The organism is Leptolyngbya sp. FACHB-8 (assembly GCF_014695575.1).
GTDB lineage: Bacteria > Cyanobacteriota > Cyanobacteriia > Elainellales > Elainellaceae > Vacuolonema.
In genome coordinates, this window is sequence record NZ_JACJOO010000040.1 from 65,246 (window position 1) to 85,705 (window position 20,460).

The following is a 20,460-nucleotide window of genomic DNA, read 5'->3' on the forward strand; positions in this document are numbered from 1 at the left end:
CCCAGGATGTTGGTGTTTTGCCCGCGAAGCGGGCAAAACACCAACATCCTGGGGGGTAATTTCATCGCTCTTAGCAGCACCCTGAAGTTGAGGATGGCGAGATTCTCTCACCACCCCCAAACCATCAGGAGCGGCGGCTCACCATCGTTGTACTCGCTTGATCGACCGGCATGACGACGACTTCGTTAATGTTGACGTGGGCAGGGCGAGTCGCACAGAACAGCACGACGTCGGCAATATCCATCCCTGTTAGGGGGGTGACGCCCTGGTAAACCTGCTTGGCGCGATCGCGATCGCCTCGAAAACGAACATCGCTAAACTCCGTTTCTACCATCCCCGGATCGACGGTACTGACTCGCACAGGGGTCCCGAGCAAGTCAAGTTTGAGACCTTCGGTAAGGGCTTTGACGGCGGCCTTGGTGGCACAGTATACGTTGCCGTTGGGGTAGGTCTGACGTCCCGCGATGGAACCGATGTTGATGACATGGCCTCGCTGCCGTTGCACCATACCGGGGAGAATGGCACGAGTCACGTAAAGTAATCCTTTGACGTTGGTGTCAATCATTTCCTCCCAGTCTTGAATGCTGCCTTCGTGGAGTTTGGAAAGGCCCCGACTTAGACCCGCGTTGTTGACAAGGATATCGATGGCACTCCAATCTTCGGGGAGGGCGGCGACGGTAGCTTCGACCTGGGTGCGATCGCACACATCCAACTCCAGTGGATAGGCCTCACAGCCAAACTCATCCTTAAGTTGTTTCGCTAATTGAGTGAGTCGCTCAATGCGTCGTGCTGAAAGAATCAAGCGGGCCCCAGCCTGGGCAAAGACCTGGGCACAGGCCAACCCAATGCCGCTGCTGGCCCCGGTAATCAGGACCGTCTGGTTCTGGATCGAAGTCATGGCACAACCGATAGGGTGAACAAGGGTGAAATCACCTTGAGTCTACCTTTATCACTATCGCCAGGGGGCATGTCTGCGTAAGGAAGGCTGTGCCGATGTCTGAGGTACGTGTAGCCTTCATTCTGGTTGGGCCAGGTTATTTTTTTGAAAAGCCGCGCTCGATGTGGCTTTTCAAAAAATAATCTTCCTGGTTCTCAGCCTGTAAGGCTATAGCACAGGGTTTCCTCGACGGGATGAGAGCACGGAAAAAGTAACGCTTTTCAAAAAAGGTTGGGCGAATAGTTGCACAGATGGTCTAAAAATGATGGAATAGGATGTCGCACTGAGTGCAAACTCGTGGGGGTGTGGCGGAATGGTAGACGCTGCGGACTTAAAATCCGTTGACTGATGAAGTCGTAAGGGTTCAAGTCCCTTCACCCCCATCTAACCTTGTTCCTCCAGGAACGCTTTGACTATCGCGATATTCCGTATTCTGGCCAGGTTTAAATGGCCAGAATACGTTTGAGGCTGTTTTTGAGTTAAACCTCGCTTGATACTGCAAGATTTTCAACCCGCTGCGGCGATCGCCCTTACCCCACTGGCCATTCATACACTTCAACCCCTTTGGGAAATTGGAGCGGTCACCCTTTATCTGCCTCAAGAACTGGCTAATGAGGTAGGTGTTTCTGCTCACTGCAAAATCTATACGGGTTCTCTGAAAGAGCAATTGCCAGAATTGTGGCGATCGCACCGGGCTCTGGTCTTTGGGCTAGCTACCGGGGCTGTCGTTCGTCTCATTGCTCCGCTTTTACAGAATAAAGCGATAGATCCGGCTGTGGTGGTTGTAGACGGCCCGGGGCGTCATGTAATCAGCCTGTGCGGTGGGCATCAGGGTGGTGCTGACCGCCTTGCGGTAGCAATTGCTCAACTGCTCCAGGCTACGCCTGTCCTGACCGGGGGAGCGAATGCGCTGGAGTTACCTGCCATTGACACTCTGGGAGTGCCCTTTGGTTGGAGCAGGGGTAGAGGGGATTGGACAGAGGTGAGTGCAGCGATCGCCCAGGGCCAATCCATCCGGGTGTATCAAAGCGCAGGTACTGATCTCTGGCATCGTCACCTACCAGAGCCACATCCCTTCTCCCTGCTAGCCTCCCAGCCAGATCCGCAGGATGGGAGTCCTTGCCTGCATATTGGCGCTACATCTCCCCCTGTTCTGACGGCTGCCACGGTTGCCTGGCACCCACGAGTTTTATGGGTGGGAATGGGTTGTGAACGGGGTACGACTGTAGGGGTGATAGAGACTGCACTTCAACAAGCTCTTGCTGTGGGCGGATTTGCAGCAGAGGCGATCGCCGGAATCGCCACCCTGGATCTCAAAGCCGATGAAGAAGGCTTACTTCAGATTTGTCGCGATCGCCGGCTCTCCCTCCAGTGCTTTTCCGCAGAAACCTTGCGTCAGGTTCCTGTACCCAATCCGTCCGAGGTCGTTGCAGCAGAGGTCGAAACGCCGAGCGTAGCCGAAGCTGCCGCTATATGGGCTAGTTATCAAGCCGATATCAACCCTCTGGCCTCTGAATCTGCACCGGCCCTGGAAGATGCAGCATTGCGGCTGCGAGTGACAAAGCAAATTGTGCGGGTGCCCGGAGAGAAGGGGGCGGTAACGGTTGCGATCGCCCAATCCCATCGAGAGTTCACGGGGCGACAGGGGCAAATATGGCTGGTAGGCACAGGCCCAGGTCATCTCAGCCAGATTACGCCAGCGGCTCAGGGAGCGATCGCCCAGGCTGATGTTGTCATTGGCTACAGCCTCTATGTGGATCTCATCCAGCCACTACTGCGGCCGGGGCAAATTGTGGAAGCCCTACCCATTACCCAGGAGCGACAACGGGCAGAACGCGCCATTGAGTTAGCTCAGTGGGGGCTGACCGTCGCTGTCATCTCCTCGGGAGACTGCGGTATTTATGGTATGGCCGGGTTGGTGCTGGAGCAACTCCAGACCCAGGGATGGGATGGAAAAACGCCAGATGTTCAAGTATTTCCTGGTATTACTGCTCTACAAGCGGCGGCCTCGCGAGTGGGTGCGCCCCTGATGCACGACTTTTGTGCCATCAGCCTCAGTGATCTGCTGACCCCCTGGCCGCAAATTGAAAAACGGTTAGCGGCTGCAGCCCAGGCAGATTTTGTGACAGCGCTCTATAATCCACGTTCACGTAGCCGGGTGGAACAACTGGCGATCGCACAATCCATTTTTCTGGCTCATCGCTCACCCGAAACCCCAGTCGCTATTGTGCAATCGGCCTACCGTCCCACAGAAATCATTACTCTGACAACCCTGGCGGATTTGCTACAGCATCCAGTAGATATGCTGTCTACGGTATTGATTGGCAACCAGACAACCCGCTTTCATCACCAGTGGATGATTACGCCTCGGGGTTATTTAGGTTTTTCGGGAAACTAATACCGGCTCTGCTTGGTATACAACCATTTATTTTTAAGTGAGATGTCCGTTATGTAAACATCTCACTTAAAAATAAATGGCTAATTCATCATCGAATTTTGTATAAAAGCGATTTTCTGAGGAACTAAAAGTATTTTGATGCGTCTAAAAGCGTTTTTTTCTCCTTAGATTGTGGGAGAAAAACAACGGTTTAAACACCGATTAAAATGTCCGGACCGCTAGAGAATTCACTGAAAACAATAGCGAAGGGATTTGTCTATCCAGGGGAGTACATCGTCAAGAGGTAGCATCCCACTTTTTACTGAGTGCCAATTTGAAAGTTAATTGGGAACTGTAAGGCTGTTACTTCTCGTTATTAATTTACTTACCTCTTAGAGGGTGTTTAAAAGTTAATTCTTCATCTTCTTATTTTGTGAAGAATTAAGCCTTGCCAGAACTTCTCAAACATCCTCTCAGTGGATAGAAATTAAGGAATTCAATGTCAGAATTCTTGAATTCTAGTGATTTGATTGAGTGGGTTGCATCTTCCAACACTGTGTCATTCCTTACCTGTTGGAACGTTCGTGATTGTTATGCCAAACCCCTACTTTCAAACTGACTCTGACACTCAAGACGCTCAAAAGCTACTGATTGTTACCCAGTTTTTCCCCCCTGACTTTGCCGCAACAGGACAACTCATTGAAGAACTCTCATACCATCTAGGGTTACTGGGGTTAGACGTTACCGTTTTTACAGGTCAGCCCGGTTATGCCTTTCAAAAAGATTCTGCACCGGCCCAGGAACGGCAGGAAGGGGTAACGGTCAGGCGATCGCGCGTTGCCCGTCTGTGGCCCAGTCGTATTCGTGGTAAGGCCATTAATAGCATTCTATTTTGTTTCAGAGCAGCTCTTTATCTCTTAATGCATGCCTGTAAATACAATATTTTGTTGTTTACAACGGCCCCCCCATACTTGAATTTTTTGGGATACATTATCAACCGATTAACGGGGATTCCTTATGTCTGTTTGATTTATGATTTGTATCCAGATATCGCTGTCGAATTACACGTCATTCCGCAACATCATGTTTTAGCGCGATTATGGAATTGGCTTAATCAAAAGATTTGGAGAAAAGCCCATCGTGTCATTGTACTAAGCCCTACGATGAAGGAGCGAATTCTCAAACATTGCCCTGAGATTGGCGATCGCATTTCCGTGATTCATAACTGGGCAGAACCGAGTTGGATTGTGCCAATTCAAAAAACTGACAATTGGTTTGCTCAAAAGCATGACCTGCACCAGAAATTCACAGTTTTATACTCTGGAAATTTGGGTCGTTGCCACGATGTTTCCACAATCTTGGAAGCTGTAGAAGCACTGCAACAAACCCCCGTGCAATTTGTATTCATTGGGGGTGGGGCTCAACAACCCCTGTGTGTTGAAGAGGTTCGCAAGAAAGAGTTGACTAACTGTATTTTCTTGCCCTATCAGGATCGTGAGACCTTGCCCTATTCTTTGACGGCTTGCGATCTGGCATTGGTTAGCATTAAGGCAGGTATGGAGGGGCTCGTCGCTCCCAGTAAGGTTTACAGCGCTTTGGCCTCGGCACGACCCATTGTTGTTATTTGCGACGCCAACTCTTATCTGAACGACTTGGTGGAGTCTGCCCGCTGCGGTCGTACCTTCCGCCATGGCGATAGTGCTGGCCTGGCAGACTTTATTCGTGACCTGCTGGCCCATCCGGAACGGTCTGCTGAGATGGGCCGAGCGGGACGGCAATATCTGAAACGTCATTTCACCCCCCGTGTTATTGCCCGCCAGTATCTCAATGCACTGTCCTTAAGGCAGCCTCAGGATACTTCTCTGACATCCGTCTCAATGCTTCGCGATGAAATAGAGGAAGCCTGGTGGTCGACGGAAAGTTCTGTCGTGGATTCCCGCCGATAAGGGTTCTTAGCCTGTTGTACGACAAGACGCCCTCGAAGAGGGCGTCTTGTCGTACAACAGGCTGTGCTGCTCCTGCAACTAGAGAGTTGCGATCGCCTCTAAAGCGGATTCCATGGCGATCGCTACATGAGTCCAGTGGGTGCCGCCCTGACAGAACACAACGTAGGGTTCTCGCAAGGGACCATCGGCTGAAAACTCCGAGGTGCTGCCGTCGATGAAGGTTCCTCCTGCCATCACCAATTCACTCTCGTAACCGGGTTGCTCGGCAGGCACTGGGCTGAGATAAGAGCCAATGGGCGACCAGGATTGAATGGCTTTGCAGAAAGCAATGATTTTTTCAGGGCTGCCCAGCTTGATGGCCTGGATCACGTCCCGTCGAGGCGTTTCGGGGAGCGGATTAACGGGGTACCCCAACTTGTCAAACACCCAGGCCACCAGGTGATTGCCCTTCAGCGCTTCTCCCACCATTTGAGGTGCCAGAAAGAGCCCCTGGAACAACAAACGATTCTGGTCAAAGGTAGCTCCACCTTCCGAGCCAATGCCGGGTGAGGTGAGGCGGCAACAAGCCTGCTCTACCAAATCAGTCCGACCCGCTACATAGCCCCCCGCCGTTACAATGGTGCCCCCAGGATTTTTGATTAGAGATCCTGCCATCAGGTCTGCCCCAACCGCCGTTGGTTCGCAATCTGCTACAAATTCCCCATAGCAGTTGTCTACAAAGCAAACAGTGTTAGGGTTTTGTTGCTTGACCAGGCTAATGATGCGCTCGATGTCGGCGATCGCCAGGCTCGCCCGCCACGAGTAGCCACAGGAGCGCTGAATCAGCACCATCCGAGTCTCCGGACGAATGGCAGTGGCCAGCGCTGCCCAATCGATGCTGCCATTGGGCAATAACTCTAACTGCCGATAGGTAATGCCAAAATCCTGGAGAGAGCCCTGGCCTTGGCCTCGTAGCCCAATGACCTCCTCCATCGTGTCATAGGGGGCTCCAGCGACAGCTAACAGCTCATCACCGGGTCGTAAAACTCCAAATAGGGCGCAGGTAATGGCATGGGTGCCTGAGACAAATTGCACTCGTACCGCTGCGGCTTCTGCTCCCATGACCTCGGCAAATACCTGGTCAAGTATTTGCCGCCCCAGGTCTCCATGGCCATAGCCGCTCACCGTAGAGAAATGGTGTACGCCAACCTGATGATTCCGAAATGCTTCGAGCACCCGACGCAGATTGCGCTGAGTCTGGCGATCGATCTGAGCAAAGTGGGGAAGTAAAGCTTGCTCTGCTTCCCGCAAAAGAATTTGAGGCTCCATAAAATGCTTGTGACAGTGCGTGAATTGACCGTGCTTGAATTGACAGTCAGGGAATGTCGCTACAAAATGCCGAATCGGTTACTGTAGCCTGACCGGTTAAGAACCCCGTTGCTGATAAGAAATCATCGTAATTGATAGTGCGGTTCAGCAAACAGACGTGTGGATAAAATCAATACCTTTTCATCCCCCCTAAGGAGGAAGCAATGGCCTGAATACCAAGTTTTTACAAAGGAATTTTTGCCTTTGCAGAACACGTTGCCTATCCCGCTAGTAAGGCGCTTTGCTGATGGAAAACTAATGGGAATTAAACGGCTATTGCATGACCCATCGACCTTTAGCAATCTGGGTTTTAATCTAGATTGACTCAGGCGGGATCACAAAAGACTGTATTTCTTCTCATCCCTGATTCAGTATGCCAAATTAGGGTAGACTCTTATCTGAATTTGGTGCAGCAACTGTCTTTATGATGGTGTTCGTTGAATCAATGCAGGCTGAGATAACCGCCGTATAGCGCTTTGCAGTTTGTGGTTGATGCGTGCGATCGCCCTGGGTGCGGGCTAGTTTTGGCAAGGGTCAGTTCCGGGCTCTCGGATAGCTTCTGGGCATAACCAGAGCTCGATGGTTGATTCATCCGGGTAATACAGGTGAGGAGTTGCAGTGACAGGTTTCTTCGATAAGCTTCAGTCGTTTGTTCGGGGGAAAGATGCCGAACCCAGCAATGGGATTCCGCCCTATCCAACTAAATCGTCCTCCGATATCGTTTCTAACCCCCCGTCCTCCCTGGGAGCTTCCCTATTTCCGACCCAAGCCTCGAATCCGTCAACGGACTCGTCGCCTTTAAGGGACTCTATTGCAGAACCCGAATCCCTTCCACCTGAAGCCTTTCCTCGTACTTCGGGGAACGGAACACCTCCCCCTCCCTCGACTCCCTCGGCCTCTTCTCCTCCCCTCTATAGCCGTTGGTCAGCCTGGGTATTGATGAGTTTGCTGCTGGGGACGGGTGGTTTAGCTGGTGCGTCTTTCTACGCCATCCGTGAAATTCAGGCTTCCCTTCCTGAACCCAAAGAGGCTCTCTCCTTTGTGCGAGACGGCACCCTCACCATTAAAGGTTCCGATGGCTCTATATTGCAGCAGTTGGGACCCGCCACCCGCTCAACTCTGAAGGTCGATGCGATGCCCCCTGAGGTGGCAGAAGCGTTTCTGGCGTCTGAAGACCGCGACTTCTACGAGCATGGCGGGGTCGACTATAAGGCCATTGTTCGAGCCATTTTGGCAAACTTATCCGCTGGTGAGGTCGTCGAAGGGGCCAGTACCATCACGCAGCAGCTCACGCGAATTGTCTTCCTCGACCAGGACCAAACCCTGGAGCGCAAAATTCGGGAAGCGTTGCTGGCCCACAAGATGGAGCAATCGCTGACCAAGGATCAGATTTTAGAGCGCTACATCAACCTGGTGTACCTGGGGGGTGGAGCCTATGGAGTATCGGACGCAGCCTGGGTGTATTTCAGTAAGTCGCCGAACGAGTTGACTCTACCTGAAATTGCCATGATTGTGGGGCTTGCCCCAGCTCCCAGTGAATATTCACCGCTGGTGAACAAAGATGCGGCCCTGCAACGGCGTAATATCGTGCTGGCACGTATGGAAGAGGCTGGGTTTATTACGGCTCAGGAACGGGAAGAGGCACAGAATAGCCCCCTTGCGCTGGAGCCCCAAACACCACGCAATCTTGATAGCCGTTTCCCCTATTTCACGCAGTATGTTCAACAACAATTGTCCAAACTGGTAGACCCAGAGGAAATTGAGGTCGGCGGTCTGACGATTGAGACCACTCTTAACCCGAAGTGGCAGGAGCATGCTCAGGAGACCGTGAATGAGGCGATCGCCCGCTACGGGCGAGGTCAGCGTTTTAGCCAGGCGTCAATGGTGGCGATTGACCCTCGCAGCGGCGAGATCAAAGCCATGGTGGGGGGCAATGACTTTAGTGAAAGTCAGTTTAACCGGGTGGTGCAGGCCCAACGGCAGCCTGGTTCGACCTTTAAAACCTTTGTGTACACCACGGCGATCGCTGCTGGGTTTTCCCCCTACAAAACTTACGTTGACGCCAAGCTGATGGTCGATGGGTACGAACCCAAGAACTACGGCGAAAATTTCAGTGGTACCCAAACCATGCGGGAGGCGTTGATCCGCTCGGTCAACATTATCGCCGTTAAGGTGTTGCTGGATGTGGGTTTTGATCCGGTCATTCAAATGGCCCAGAAAATGGGCATTCAGTCCAAGATGATTCCTGCTTACTCCCTGGCCCTGGGCAGTGTAGAAGTGAATTTGTTGGAGTTGACCGGAGCTTACGGCACCTTGGCAAACCGAGGTAAGCATGTAGAGCCCCACGGTATTAGGCGGGTCATCAACCGTAAAGGTGAGGTGATTTACGAAGCGAAATACACAGCGGAGCAGGCCGTCGATCAGGCGTCCGCTGACATCATGACCTGGATGCTACGGGGAGTGGTGATGAATGGTACCGGGGCCAATGCAGGGTTGCGCGATCGCCCCGTCGCCGGCAAGACAGGGACCTCTGAGCTACGTCGTGACCTCTGGTTTATTGGCTATATCCCTCAAATGGTAACGGGGGTCTGGCTGGGTAACGACAATAACACCCCGACTCGGGGGGCGAGTTCCACCGCTGCCCGAGTGTGGCGCAACTTTATGGGTGACGTGGTCGAAGGGATGGAAGTAGAGCAATTCCCAGAACTACCTCGTCTGAGGGGGCGCGAAGCGACGGTGAAGGCAGAGCGCATTCGGCCTCGACGATTGGTTCAGGGGAAAGCGGCAGACACTAACGAGCGTAATGAGCGCTCATCACGCAGTGACGACGAACCACGGCGTACTCGCACCCGTAGCCGACGACAGTCTGAAGAAGCCCCATCTGAACCACGGCGCTCCCGGGAGTCTCGCACTTCCAGACCTAGTGCTTCGCCTTCATCTCCCTCACGTTTCGAGCGCCTCCAGGAAGCTCCACGGACTGAACCGAGGTCCCGGCCTGAAGCTCCTCCTCCAGAGCCCCCAGCACCACCACCTCGCCGTCAGGATCCGGCTCCACCACCACCTGCGGCTGAAGCTCCAGCACCGCCACCTCAGCCTGAGCCTCAGGCGCCTGCGGAACCTGATTCTCCCCCAGCAGAGTAAGTCGTACACACTCGAACGTGCATTGTACAGAGGGTTCTACCCTGAAGTGCCCATTTCTACGGACGCTAAGCGCACGTGGAAATGGGTATTTTCATAGCCTATAGCCTTGACTCTAACCAACCGGGCGATAGCAATAAGTTTGGGTTGAGGACGTTTTCGCGTGCCGCGCATTTTGTAAGGTTGCGTAAGTTCTGCACGGCTACAGATATTTAAGGAGATTTCTGAGAAACAATATCCCCATTATTTGGAAAAAAGGCGCGGCGAAGCCGCGCCTTTTTTCCAAATAATGGGGAAGTTCTTATCTGGAAATCTCCTAAGTTAGGGAAGGTACGAAATACCTTCCCTAACTTAAATGTCTGTAGCCGTATATGATAATTTTTGTGAACAACATGAGGGATTTGAACATGACACACATGTTAACGCTGGCGGTAACAGGGGGGTATCCCTGGATATTCACGGCTGTCTATGTGGTTGGCTTCATTGCTGCGGTTACCATTGGCTCTATTGCCTGGTATAACTCTAAGCGTCCTCCAGGTTGGGAGGACAAGCAACGTCCAGATGTCGTGCCTAAAGTAGATGCCGATACCCCATCTTCCGGTGACCAATCATCCTGACTTTGTTTTGCAAATTTGGCTATCAAAGAGAGAAACGCCCTTTCAAAGGGCGTTTCTCTCTTTGATAGCCGGTCGATTCAGCACAGAAGGTAGTAAGTGTATTCAGCGCCACCCACCACCTTCTGTACTGAATCAACTTGAATAACCTGAGTTCGGGTTAAGGGCGTTTTCGAGTGCCGCGCAACGCGCGGCACTCGAAAACGCTCATTTTGGCGTGCGCTTTGCGCACGCCAAAATGAGCACTTCAGCTTATCCCAAACTGGGGTTGAATACTACTGGATTCCACAATGGCGCAGGCGCACCATGAAAAAACCATCCATCTGGTGCTGGTGGGGTAAAACCTTGAGCCAGCCTTCCGCGTTTACAAAGCTAGCAGTTGGGGAACGGGTGCCAGGGGGATCAATCTGCCAGTGGGGGTGCTGCTCAAGGAAGGGCCGGATGATCCCCTCGTTCTCGTCTGGATGAAGAGTACAGGTGGAGTACACCAGATAGCCACCAGGCTTAACCCAGGTTACGGCCCGTTCCAGGATTTCCTGCTGAAGTTGTGCCAATTCAGCAACGGTTGTGGGGGTTTGCCGCCAGCGGGCATCGGCATGGCGATGCAGAGTACCCAGGCCTGAACAAGGGACATCTAGCAGAACGCGGTCTACAGGTTGTTCGGGTTGCAGTTCACGCACATCTACCGCCTGGGTTTGAATGCTCTGAAGATGGAGCCGTGCTGCATTTTCCTGGATTTTTTGGAGGCGTTTAGGGTTGCGATCGCACGCCCATACGAGACCGCGATCGCCCATCAATTCTGCCAAATGGGTTGTCTTTCCCCCCGGTGCGGCACAGGCATCGATGATGGTTTCACCCGGTTGTGGCTCCAGGAGGTGGCTTACCAGTTGAGCGCTACTGTCCTGAACCAGCCACCAGCCCTCCGCGAAGCCGGGTAGGGCGGTGAGGTTGCCCACATGGCTTTGCAACCGCAGAGTCTGCGGTAGAGGCGGCACGGGCTCTGCCACGGCTCCCACACCTTGAAAGGCTGTTTGCACTTGTTCCAGCGTCGTGATAAGGGGATTGATCCGCAGGTCAATTTGGGGAGCCTGATTCATCCAGGTGCAGAGGTCGGCTGTTTCCGCTTCCCCAAATTGCTGAATCCATACCGACACTATCCAATCAGGAAAACTATGCAGAACGCCCAACCGGGCTACTGGGTCTGAGGGCAGTTGGAGGGGATCCTGACCACTTTCAGCTTGTCTCAAGTAATTCCGCAGCACACCATTCACTAATCCTCCGAGTCCTACAAATCCATTACGTTTGGTCAAATCAACCGTGCTGTGGACAGCGGCAGCGGCAGGGATTTGGGTCAGGTAGCGGAGTTGATATAGGCCCAGGTGGAGAATCCAGGTCAATAAAGGCGGCGGAGATTTACGAACAAATTGATGTACCAGGGCATCTAGCGTTCGTTGCCGCCGCACGCAGCCATAGAGTAACTCGGTCAATAGAGCGCGATCGAGGCCGTTGAGGCGTGAGCTTTCCAGCAGCTGATGGACGACGGCATCGGCATAGGCTCCCCGTTGTACAGACTGAAGCCCCAGCAACGCGAGCTGACGGGGATCGGTCTGTTTTGCCGGGGAGGACATGCCGGAAGATGAACCGGGGGGAGCCGATGAAGACACAGAAAATCGTCCTTTGAAAGAAGGGTGAGTTAATAGCGCAGTACGCTTGAAGAAAGTCTGCTAAGGCTATTGTCGTTTCTGAAAAGTGCTCTGGACGTTAGGAGGAAACGACTAAGAGGCGATATGTTCCTGCCAGGGCGATCGGGGAGTGGAACGGCAAATTAAATGGTTGTAGCTGTTTAATCCATCGCTATCGTAAGGCTGTTTTTAGACAAGAAAAAGTTCCTTAAGGCCGAGGACCTGGGTTTATATCAATTCACTTTATGGTGCACACCAAAAGTCCTTACACGGTAGAGGCCTTAACCCCCTTGCGTGGAAAAAATGACAGGATTCCTTGCTTAAGAAAGAGATACTTCAGGAGTCTTAGAAAGACTAATCTATCGGGAATCAAGCCTTACTGAATGAGCTATTTAGACAACCTCTGATAAGTGTCGAAAAGGCTGCGTGTACAAACAACTCCAGTCTAAAGGTTGGTCTGATTCTGCTGGTGAAATGTGAGTACTTGGCCACACCCATTTCGATTGGGGATACAGGACAGGCATCGCCTGCCCTGTATCCCCAATCGAAATGGGTGGCCTGTCAAAACCTTATAGTGAATTACTCGTAGTTCTGTTGGCTGAAGCCAGAAGATGACCTCTATCCAGAATCTGGCTTTCCTTAAAGCCGCTCCAGGGGATGTTTGAAAAGCCCCGATTAAGGTCGTTTTTCTACACACGGGCGAGAAAAATCTACGTTTCAAACATCCCCTTCAAAGAGCTAACTAGCTCTCTATTCGTGAATCCAGGGCATCAGGGTTGGTGTCCAGGCGGCCAATTCTTCAGGCTTAAACCACAGTGCGATTTCCTGAGCAGCAGTTTCTGGAGCATCCGATCCGTGGATGATGTTGCGCCCGATGTTAGCACCGAAGTCACCACGGATAGTACCCGGCTCGGCATTGAGCGGATTGGTTGCCCCAATGAGTTTGCGGGCAGAGGCAATAACACCGTCTCCTTCCCACACCATTGCCACTACAGGGCCAGAGGTGATGAATTCCACCAGGCCTGCGAAAAATGGCTTTTCCTTGTGAACCCCATAGTGGCTTTCTGCCAGTTCTTTACTCACATTCAACAGCTTCAAACCCACCAGGGTAAAGCCTTTTTGCTCGAATCGGCGAATGATTTCGCCTACCAGACCACGCTGAACCCCATCGGGTTTAATCGCAATAAAAGAACGTTCCACGACTGTTCACTCCTAACGCGTCGAAAGCCTTCTCTATGCTGAGGAATATGGGGGCGTTTGTAAAGTAATGGGCAGTTGATTTTTCCTTAGGGCGTCAAACCTACAGTTTCACGTCCTAAGACAAGCTATGCCAAAAACATTCGGAATTCCTGCCACAGGATGGGCCGGGGGCACGATTAAAATACGTTACATTTGATTCTTGGTAGTTAACCGCAAAGGAGATCTTAGATGGTAGGACAGCGCAATGCTTTGGGCGTGGAGGTAGAAGAGCCTGGAGGGTCAGCCAAGATGGCATCTCACCTTCAGGCTCATCGCTTTTCGGCTCGGCGTTCGTGGACGATTGAAGACAGCGAAGAACTGTACCGTATTAAAGGATGGGGAGACCCTTACTTTTCGATTAATGCGGCAGGGCATGTAACAGTGTCTCCCCAGGGCGATCGCGGTGGCTCGTTAGATTTGTATGAATTGGTCAATGCCCTTAAACAACGGAACCTTGGGCTACCGTTACTGATCCGTTTCTCCGATATTCTGGAAGATCGCCTGGAGCGTCTCAACTCGGTTTTTGCGAAGGCGATCGCTCGCTACAACTACCCCGGCACCTATCGTGGCGTGTTTCCTGTTAAGTGCAACCAACAACGCCACTTGATCGAGGATCTAGTGAAATTTGGGGAACCTCATCAATATGGTCTGGAGGCCGGCTCAAAACCTGAGCTGATGATTGCTCTGGCTACCCTGAAAACGCCCGGTGCGTTGCTCATTTGTAACGGCTACAAAGACCGCGAGTATATTCAGACCGCCATCCTGGCCCGCCGCCTGGGGCAGAATTCGATCATTGTGCTGGAACAGGTAGAGGAGGTGGATCTCGTCATTGAGGAGAGCCGCAAACTAGGGATCCAGCCAGTGGTTGGGGTTCGTGCCAAACTAAATGCCAAGGGCATTGGTCGCTGGGGCAGCTCGGCGGGCGATCGCGCTAAATTTGGCTTGACCATCCCCGAGATCCTGGAGGCAATTGATAAGCTGAAAGCCGCTGGGATGCTCGACTGTCTGCAATTGCTGCACTACCACATTGGGTCTCAGGTATCGGCGATCGCCGTTGTCAAAGATGCCATCCGAGAAGCCAGCCAAGTCTATGTAGAGTTGGTTCGCCTTGGCGCCAACATGAAGTATCTGGATGTGGGCGGTGGTTTGGGGGTCGACTACGACGGCTCCAAAACCAATTTCTATGCCTCCAAAAATTACAGCATCCAGAACTACGCCAACGACATCGTGGCTGAAGTGAAGGAAGCCTGTGAAGAACGCAATATATCTGTGCCAACGCTGGTTAGCGAAAGTGGCCGTGCTGTTGCGGCTCACCAGTCGGTGCTGGTGTTCGATGTCCTAAGCACCAGCGATGTGAGGGCTGAGATTCCCACGCTGCCAGCCGAGACTGACCATCTGATCATCCATAACCTCTACGAAACCTACCGCTCGATCTCCGCTGAGAACTACCAGGAGGCGTTTCACGACGCGACCCAGTTCAAAGAAGAAGCCATCAGCATGTTTGGCTTTGGCTACCTCAGTCTCACCGATCGAGCTAAGGCTGAGCGGCTTTACTGGGCCTGCTGCGCGCGAATTCTTGAAATCGCCCGCCAGCAAGCCTACGTGCCCGATGATCTGGAGGATCTGGAAAAGATCATGGCCTCCATCTATTACATCAACCTATCGGTGTTCCAGTCAGCACCGGATACATGGGCGATCGATCAACTTTTCCCCATCATGCCGATCCACCGGCTTGATGAGGAGCCGACGGAACGCGGTACTCTGGCAGATCTTACCTGTGACAGTGACGGCAAGATCGATCAGTTTATCGATCTGCGGGATGTGAAATCGGTGCTGGAATTGCATCCTTTACGTCCTATCCCTAATGGCAATGGGCAAGAGCCATCCAGTCCTTCCTATGAACCCTACTACCTGGGCATGTTCCTGAGTGGAGCTTACCAGGAGATTATGGGGAATCTGCACAACCTATTTGGGGATACCAATGCGGTTCACATCAAGCTGACACCCAAGGGCTATCAGATTGAGTATGTAGTGAAGGGCGACACCATCAAAGAGGTGTTGGGCTATGTCCAATATGATGTAGAGGATCTGATCGAGAATATTCGTCGTCAGACGGAGCAGGCACTTCAAGAAGGAAAAATTTCCTTACAAGACGCTCAGCGGCTGCTTCAGAACTATGAACATTCCCTCAGTCGCTACACCTACCTGTCTCCCTAGGGGCTTGTCTAGATCCTGATTTCCTGGAGCGTTGGGGTAGGAAAATTAGGTTGGGAAGCGGAGTAGCACTGTACACTATTCCGCTTTTCGCCCAGCACATCTTTGTTGGCTAAGGTGAGTTCACTGACCTGATCCAACAAGAATTCTTTATAGCAATTCCTTCGTCATTTTTCTTAAGCCCTTGATTTTGCGTGTGCAACGCGCACGCAAAATCAAGGGCTTAAGAAAAATGACGAGCATGGTGTCATAGGAGCCCCGGTTAAAGAACCGCAGGCTGCAGTAGTTCTTTACAGCAGTTCTCATTATGAGCTTCAAAGCCAAGATTGCGCGCCCATCGGGCGCGCAATCTTGGCTCTCAGGCCCGAAAACCGCTTGCCATCGGCAAGCGGTTTTCGGGCCTGATTCTATACAAAGAATTGCTGGGTTCTTTGACCGGATTTGATATAAGCCCAAATTCAGTGTGATAAACCCAGGATGAAGAGTAAGCGCTTCAGCCAAACTTCGGCTATCAGAAAGGCTACGGCTCAAATCTATAGATGTAGCGAAGAGGATGAATAAATTAGGAATCCACAATTTTTTCTGTAAAGATAGTATAGATGGCTATCAAAAATGTAGCTTCTAAGAACTGTAACGGGAATGCTAGAGGTACGGCTAAGCAATATAAAGAGTAGATGAGGGATATGTAAGGAGCCCTTGAATTCCGCTCAAGATTGCATCAAGGAAGCGTCAAGATTGGGTGTGAGCCGATGACATCCAACGTCGGGCTAATTACGATCCTAATTGAAGGAGTTATAGCCCGCTGTAAGCAACGCTGAGTACCTGCTCAATACTTTCTGCATGAGTGTAATAACTGTGGTTGAATCTGATAGCACTGTTATCCAACCAACCCTTGAGGCAACGTCCTGCCGCTTTGTTATCCCAGCTATTTTCACGGTTGCTCAAGCTGTGAACTTTAAGCAAGGGTTTCAGGAAATTTGTCAGAAACATCCTGAGCTATCGCGGGCAGTGCTTGACTTTCGCAATACCAAATTTATGGATAGTAGCGGGATTGGAGCACTGGTAGCGGCTAAAAAATTGGCTCAAAAGCAACGTATCGAACTGGTTCTTCAAAATCTCTCAGAACAAGTTCTTATGGTGCTGTCTTTGGCAGACCTGGATAAATTGTTTGTGATTGAACAGGGTGTTGAAGAACCCAACGAAACTGCTGCTACAAGCCCTGAAATCTTAGACCCACAATCAACACAACCTATAGTTGAACTTTATTCTGAAACCAGTACCAGCCCAACTGTATCGCTTCCAGTGCTTGTGGAAGTGACGAACGGGGTAGAGAAACGTAAGCGTAAAGTAGCTAGCAGCCGTAGCCCAGAACTTTTTATCACCCATCCGTCAGTACGGTCTGTGCCCAAGCGCGCGATTGACATTGTTGGGTCTTTAGTGGGGCTGGCGATCGTTGGGGTTTTCTTTGTTCCAATCGTAGTGGCGATTAAGCTGGATAGCCCTGGCCCTATTTTCTTTGGGCAAGTTCGCTGCTCTCGGATGGGCCGCCGCTTTAAGATGTGGAAGTTCCGCTCCATGGTGGTTGATGCTGAAGCCAAAAAGCACATGGTCGAAAATGAGGCCAGTGGCGCTATCTTCAAGAGCAAAAATGACCCTCGTATCACCAAGGTAGGGCGCTTTCTACGGAAAACTAGCCTGGACGAACTTCCTCAATTCTGGAATGTTTTACAGGGCGATATGAGCCTGGTTGGTACTCGCCCGCCCACACCGGATGAGGTGGAGCGCTACGAGATTCCGCAATGGCAGCGGCTTGATGTAAAGCCGGGAATGACGGGGGAATGGCAGGTCAATGGTCGTTCTTCTATCAAAGACTTTGAAGATATCGTTCGTCTGGATCTGAAATACCAGGAAAACTGGAGCCTATCCTATGACATCCAGCTGATCCTGAAAACTATTCTCGTCCTGTTTAATAAACAATCAGGAGCCATGTAGGTTCTAGCTAGCAAGTCTGTTCTGTAAAGAGGTCCGTACATCGTGCGCTTCTTTACAAGTTCTATCGGTTCAAATAATTCGTCTAAAGCCTTTGATTTTGTGTGCAAAGGGTATACAAAATCAAGGGCTTTAACTTGTCGGTTCTTGATAGTGGAGTTTAGTGCTGCTCATCGTGTTACACCAGATCTTGGGTTTCGTGAGCTAAAAAGCTTTTCCAAGGTAGTAGGGTAAGTGAGCGTACTAAAAAATGCCAAGAAGCTATGCCGTCCGCTGCGCGAGCGGCATAGCTTCTTGGCATTGATACCTCAATTGGGAAATTCTGTAATTCCAGGGGAAGTGACAGATCATTTGGCTCTCATCTCAACCTGCGGATGAGAGCCAAATGGCTTAAACGCTGGTTAGGCGGGTCCAATACCGGTCATACAACTCGGCAGTTTTATCATCAACTGGGGCAATGCCTTCGCACTTCTCCAGAAGATTCTGGGGTGGATAGAGATTTTTGTTATTGCGGAGTTCTGCGGGCAACAGCTCTGTCGCAGCTTTACTGCTAGTCGCAAACTTGAGCCGCTCAACAATTCCAGTCAGGTTTTGGGGGTTGAGAACATAGTTAATCCAGGCGTATGCGGCTTCAGGATTGGGAGCCGTGCGAGGAATGGCCATCGTATCTACCCATAGAGATGACCCACTAGCAGGAATGGTGTAGGCAATATCGGGGTTTTCTTCCATTAGGGCGATCGCATCTGACGAGTAAGCCATTGCTACCAGCACATCTCCCGTCATCACCTGATCACGCCATCCATCTGTGGTGAAATTAACGATCGCAGGTTTCAGTTGCACCAACTGGTTATAGGCTGCCTCAATTAGCAGAGGATCCGTCGTATTGTAGGATTTTCCCATAGAGCGTAAGGTAGCTCCCATCACCTCTCGCACGTCGTTGAATAGAGTTAAACGGCGCTTCCAATCATTCTTGCGTTCCCAAAGATCATCCCAATCTGTAATGCTTGGCTGCACCTGCTTGGTGTTGTACACCAGCCCCGTTGTACCCCAAATCGCTGGGATACTGTGCTGATTTTTGGAGTCATAAACAGGATTCTGAAATTTGGTTTGCAGGGTATTTATATGCTCGAGCTTGCTTCTATCCAGCTCGCTCAGCATATTCAACTCGACCATCTGCTGCACCATATAGTCCGAAGGGTAGATCACACTATAAGTGTTGCCGCCTCCGGCCTGCATTTTGGCCAGCATGGTTTCATTGGAATCGAAGATGTCGGCAATAACGCGGATTCCCGTTGCTTGTTCAAAATTTTGCAAAAGCTGGTCATCGGTGTAGCCCGACCAGGTATAGACGTGCAGGGTACCGGAACTAGAGGCGGGAGATGTGGTGGGACTGGCTTGAATATCTGCAAAGCCGCGGCGGCATCCTGATAGCGCTGATGCTGCCAGAGCTGAGCCCGACATTTGCAAAAACCATCGCCGGTTGAAAAGGCTGTTCATCACTTTCTAGGGCTACTGACGGGAGCAACCGATGCAAAAAGATTCCAGACCCATTATCGCCATGATCAGCCTATCTGCTCGAAAAGTGATTTACAACACGCAATCTTAGTGATAAGTATCTCAACTCAGTGCAACCTTAATCCGCCGAGTACTAGTACGCTGAGGCGGAAATCCATCACCTATGTTTTGTGTGGGGTGCGAAGCACCCCACACAAAACATAGGTTGTGAACTTAGGCCGCAGCCTACTAGTGGTCTATCAATGTTGGGTACATCCCACTTTTGCAAATTTGGAAACCCACTTTTGTAAGTGAAGTGGGCAAAGCCCTCTTCACTTACAAAAGTGGGATGCACCCGTCAATGTTTAAGTGTGGGGTCATCCCATACTTAAATATTAAATTTAAGGAATTTTTGAGGGGGCATAAATCCTCAAAAATTCCTGGACGGAGTAATAAGGCGCGCTTTAAAGGTTGCTGGAAGGTGTTTTTGCTTGCGCGAAACACATAAAAAACACCATTTAAAACAGATCTAGTCCTTTCTGCGTCCCTGTTATATGAAGCAACAAAAAGTGGAACTGTTAGATTAGAACTGCGCTATGGTGTCGGTGCAAAACCGCAACGTTACAGTATCCGTCCACCCTTCCCGTCTGGTTGCTCTTTCAATAGCATGAATGTTCGTCACGTGTCTCGGATTGGATTTTTCCACAAGCCTCCTTTCCTCAAGCTTGGGGTGTTTCTCTGCTCTGCTTTCCTCCTGATGGGAAATGCTGAAGCGGTTACCCCGGCCCAAACAGCTCCTGCTCAGGCAAACCAAACGACCGTACCTCGTCGTTTGGGAGTACGTTTACCCGCTCTACCCAGCCTGACAAACGCAGATCCCTATCTCCCAGATGCCGAGTTGCTGCCGACCCATCTACTGTTACGTCTGGGTGAACGGCGAGTTTATGTCTACTCGAATGATGTTGTGATGGCTGCCTATCCCGTTGCCATTGGCCGTGCCAATACCCCTACCCCAACTGGCGAATTCCAAGTCTTCGAAATGGTTGAAAATCCGGTATGGCAGAGCCCGTGGACAGGAGCCGTGGGAGATCCTGGCCCGGATAGTGCCCTCGGGCTTCGGTGGATTGGTTTTGCCCACATGCCGAATGGAGTTATTGGTTTCCATGGTACACCTACGGTGTCATCCATTGGCCAGGCTGCATCTAACGGTTGTGTTCGCTTAAGAAACGAGCACGTATTGCAGTTGTTTCAATATGCTCAGATTGGTATGAGGGTTGTAGTCGAGCCGTAGGAAGGCAGAGGACAGAAGCAAGAGAATGCTGTAGAGTTTGAAACTTTGGAACAGCTCACATTACGACATGCTTTAGCTAATACCAAACAAATATGAAGCTGCGCCAAACTAGAAGAGTCCTCTTTGAGGTGATGGGCGATGACAGGACGTCCTTTTCAAGTCACGGTGACGGAGAGCCTGGAGCAGTTAGAG

General features: G+C 51.3%; 12 protein-coding genes and 1 tRNA gene. 8 read left to right on the forward strand and 5 right to left on the reverse strand.

Annotated features, from left to right (window positions below):
• Nucleotides 1-124: 124 nt before the first annotated feature.
• The gene (locus tag H6F91_RS08615) at nt 125-898 is read right to left on the reverse strand and encodes an SDR family oxidoreductase (RefSeq protein WP_190771443.1); all 774 of its coding nucleotides are present in this window, start codon (nt 896-898) and stop codon (nt 125-127) included.
• Nucleotides 899-1,236: 338 nt separating this feature from the next.
• On the opposite strand from H6F91_RS08615, the gene H6F91_RS08620 reads away from it, so the two are divergent.
• From H6F91_RS08620 to H6F91_RS08630, 3 genes are all read left to right on the forward strand, one after another.
• A tRNA-Leu gene (locus H6F91_RS08620) sits at nt 1,237-1,320 on the forward strand.
• A gap of 107 nt (nt 1,321-1,427) precedes the next feature.
• The gene (gene cobJ, locus H6F91_RS08625) at nt 1,428-3,335 is read left to right on the forward strand and encodes a precorrin-3B C(17)-methyltransferase (protein ID WP_190771444.1); all 1,908 of its coding nucleotides are present in this window, start codon (nt 1,428-1,430) and stop codon (nt 3,333-3,335) included.
• Nucleotides 3,336-3,907: 572 nt separating this feature from the next.
• Nucleotides 3,908-5,260, forward strand: a complete 1,353-nt coding sequence (locus tag H6F91_RS08630; protein WP_190771445.1) for a glycosyltransferase family 4 protein — start codon at nt 3,908-3,910, stop codon at nt 5,258-5,260.
• 78 nt (nt 5,261-5,338) lie between these two features.
• On the opposite strand, the gene H6F91_RS08635 is transcribed toward H6F91_RS08630, so the two are convergent.
• Nucleotides 5,339-6,568 carry a methionine gamma-lyase family protein gene (locus H6F91_RS08635; protein ID WP_190771446.1) on the reverse strand — a complete coding sequence of 410 codons (1,230 nt, stop codon included), beginning with the start codon at nt 6,566-6,568 and terminating at the stop codon, nt 5,339-5,341.
• Nucleotides 6,569-7,225: 657 nt separating this feature from the next.
• Here H6F91_RS08635 and H6F91_RS08645 point away from each other — a divergent pair.
• Together H6F91_RS08645 and H6F91_RS08650 are read left to right on the forward strand one after the other, a co-directional pair.
• Complete coding sequence (locus tag H6F91_RS08645) at nt 7,226-9,748, forward strand: penicillin-binding protein 1A (protein ID WP_199307708.1); 2,523 nt, start codon at nt 7,226-7,228, stop codon at nt 9,746-9,748.
• 404 nt (nt 9,749-10,152) lie between these two features.
• Nucleotides 10,153-10,362, forward strand: a complete 210-nt coding sequence (locus H6F91_RS08650) for a hypothetical protein (RefSeq protein ID WP_190789294.1) — start codon at nt 10,153-10,155, stop codon at nt 10,360-10,362.
• Between the two features lie 272 nt (nt 10,363-10,634).
• Here the strand turns inward: H6F91_RS08650 and H6F91_RS08655 are convergent, their stop codons facing one another.
• Both H6F91_RS08655 and ndk read right to left on the reverse strand, forming a co-directional pair.
• On the reverse strand, nt 10,635-11,987 hold the full coding sequence (locus tag H6F91_RS08655; RefSeq protein ID WP_190774024.1) for a 16S rRNA (cytosine(967)-C(5))-methyltransferase: 1,353 nt from the start codon (nt 11,985-11,987) through the stop codon (nt 10,635-10,637).
• A gap of 804 nt (nt 11,988-12,791) precedes the next feature.
• Nucleotides 12,792-13,241, reverse strand: a complete 450-nt coding sequence (ndk, locus tag H6F91_RS08660; RefSeq protein WP_190774019.1) for a nucleoside-diphosphate kinase — start codon at nt 13,239-13,241, stop codon at nt 12,792-12,794.
• A gap of 288 nt (nt 13,242-13,529) precedes the next feature.
• On the opposite strand from ndk, the gene speA reads away from it, so the two are divergent.
• Both speA and H6F91_RS08670 read left to right on the forward strand, forming a co-directional pair.
• Nucleotides 13,530-15,497, forward strand: a complete 1,968-nt coding sequence (gene speA, locus H6F91_RS08665) for a biosynthetic arginine decarboxylase (protein WP_242035700.1) — start codon at nt 13,530-13,532, stop codon at nt 15,495-15,497.
• An 852-nt stretch (nt 15,498-16,349) separates the two neighbouring features.
• Entirely contained in the window at nt 16,350-17,486 is a 1,137-nt protein-coding gene (locus H6F91_RS08670) for a sugar transferase (RefSeq protein WP_347280018.1), read from the forward strand.
• Between the two features lie 387 nt (nt 17,487-17,873).
• Here the strand turns inward: H6F91_RS08670 and H6F91_RS08675 are convergent, their stop codons facing one another.
• Nucleotides 17,874-18,980 carry a spermidine/putrescine ABC transporter substrate-binding protein gene (locus H6F91_RS08675; RefSeq protein WP_190774022.1) on the reverse strand — a complete coding sequence of 369 codons (1,107 nt, stop codon included), beginning with the start codon at nt 18,978-18,980 and terminating at the stop codon, nt 17,874-17,876.
• A 664-nt stretch (nt 18,981-19,644) separates the two neighbouring features.
• On the opposite strand from H6F91_RS08675, the gene H6F91_RS08680 reads away from it, so the two are divergent.
• Nucleotides 19,645-20,268: a L,D-transpeptidase gene (locus tag H6F91_RS08680; protein WP_190774023.1), complete on the forward strand. Its 624-nt coding sequence runs from the start codon at nt 19,645-19,647 to the stop codon at nt 20,266-20,268.
• The last annotated feature ends 192 nt before the right edge of the window (nt 20,269-20,460 follow it).

Coding starts and splice junctions, on each gene's coding strand:
- H6F91_RS08615 (WP_190771443.1), bottom strand. CDS start 898: ATGACTTCGATCCAGAACCAGACGGTCCTGATTACCGGGGCCAGCAGC.
- H6F91_RS08630 (WP_190771445.1), top strand. CDS start 3,908: ATGCCAAACCCCTACTTTCAAACTGACTCTGACACTCAAGACGCTCAA.
- H6F91_RS08635 (WP_190771446.1), bottom strand. CDS start 6,568: ATGGAGCCTCAAATTCTTTTGCGGGAAGCAGAGCAAGCTTTACTTCCC.
- H6F91_RS08650 (WP_190789294.1), top strand. CDS start 10,153: ATGACACACATGTTAACGCTGGCGGTAACAGGGGGGTATCCCTGGATA.
- H6F91_RS08655 (WP_190774024.1), bottom strand. CDS start 11,987: ATGTCCTCCCCGGCAAAACAGACCGATCCCCGTCAGCTCGCGTTGCTG.
- speA (WP_242035700.1), top strand. CDS start 13,530: ATGGCATCTCACCTTCAGGCTCATCGCTTTTCGGCTCGGCGTTCGTGG.
- H6F91_RS08675 (WP_190774022.1), bottom strand. CDS start 18,980: ATGAACAGCCTTTTCAACCGGCGATGGTTTTTGCAAATGTCGGGCTCA.
- H6F91_RS08680 (WP_190774023.1), top strand. CDS start 19,645: ATGAATGTTCGTCACGTGTCTCGGATTGGATTTTTCCACAAGCCTCCT.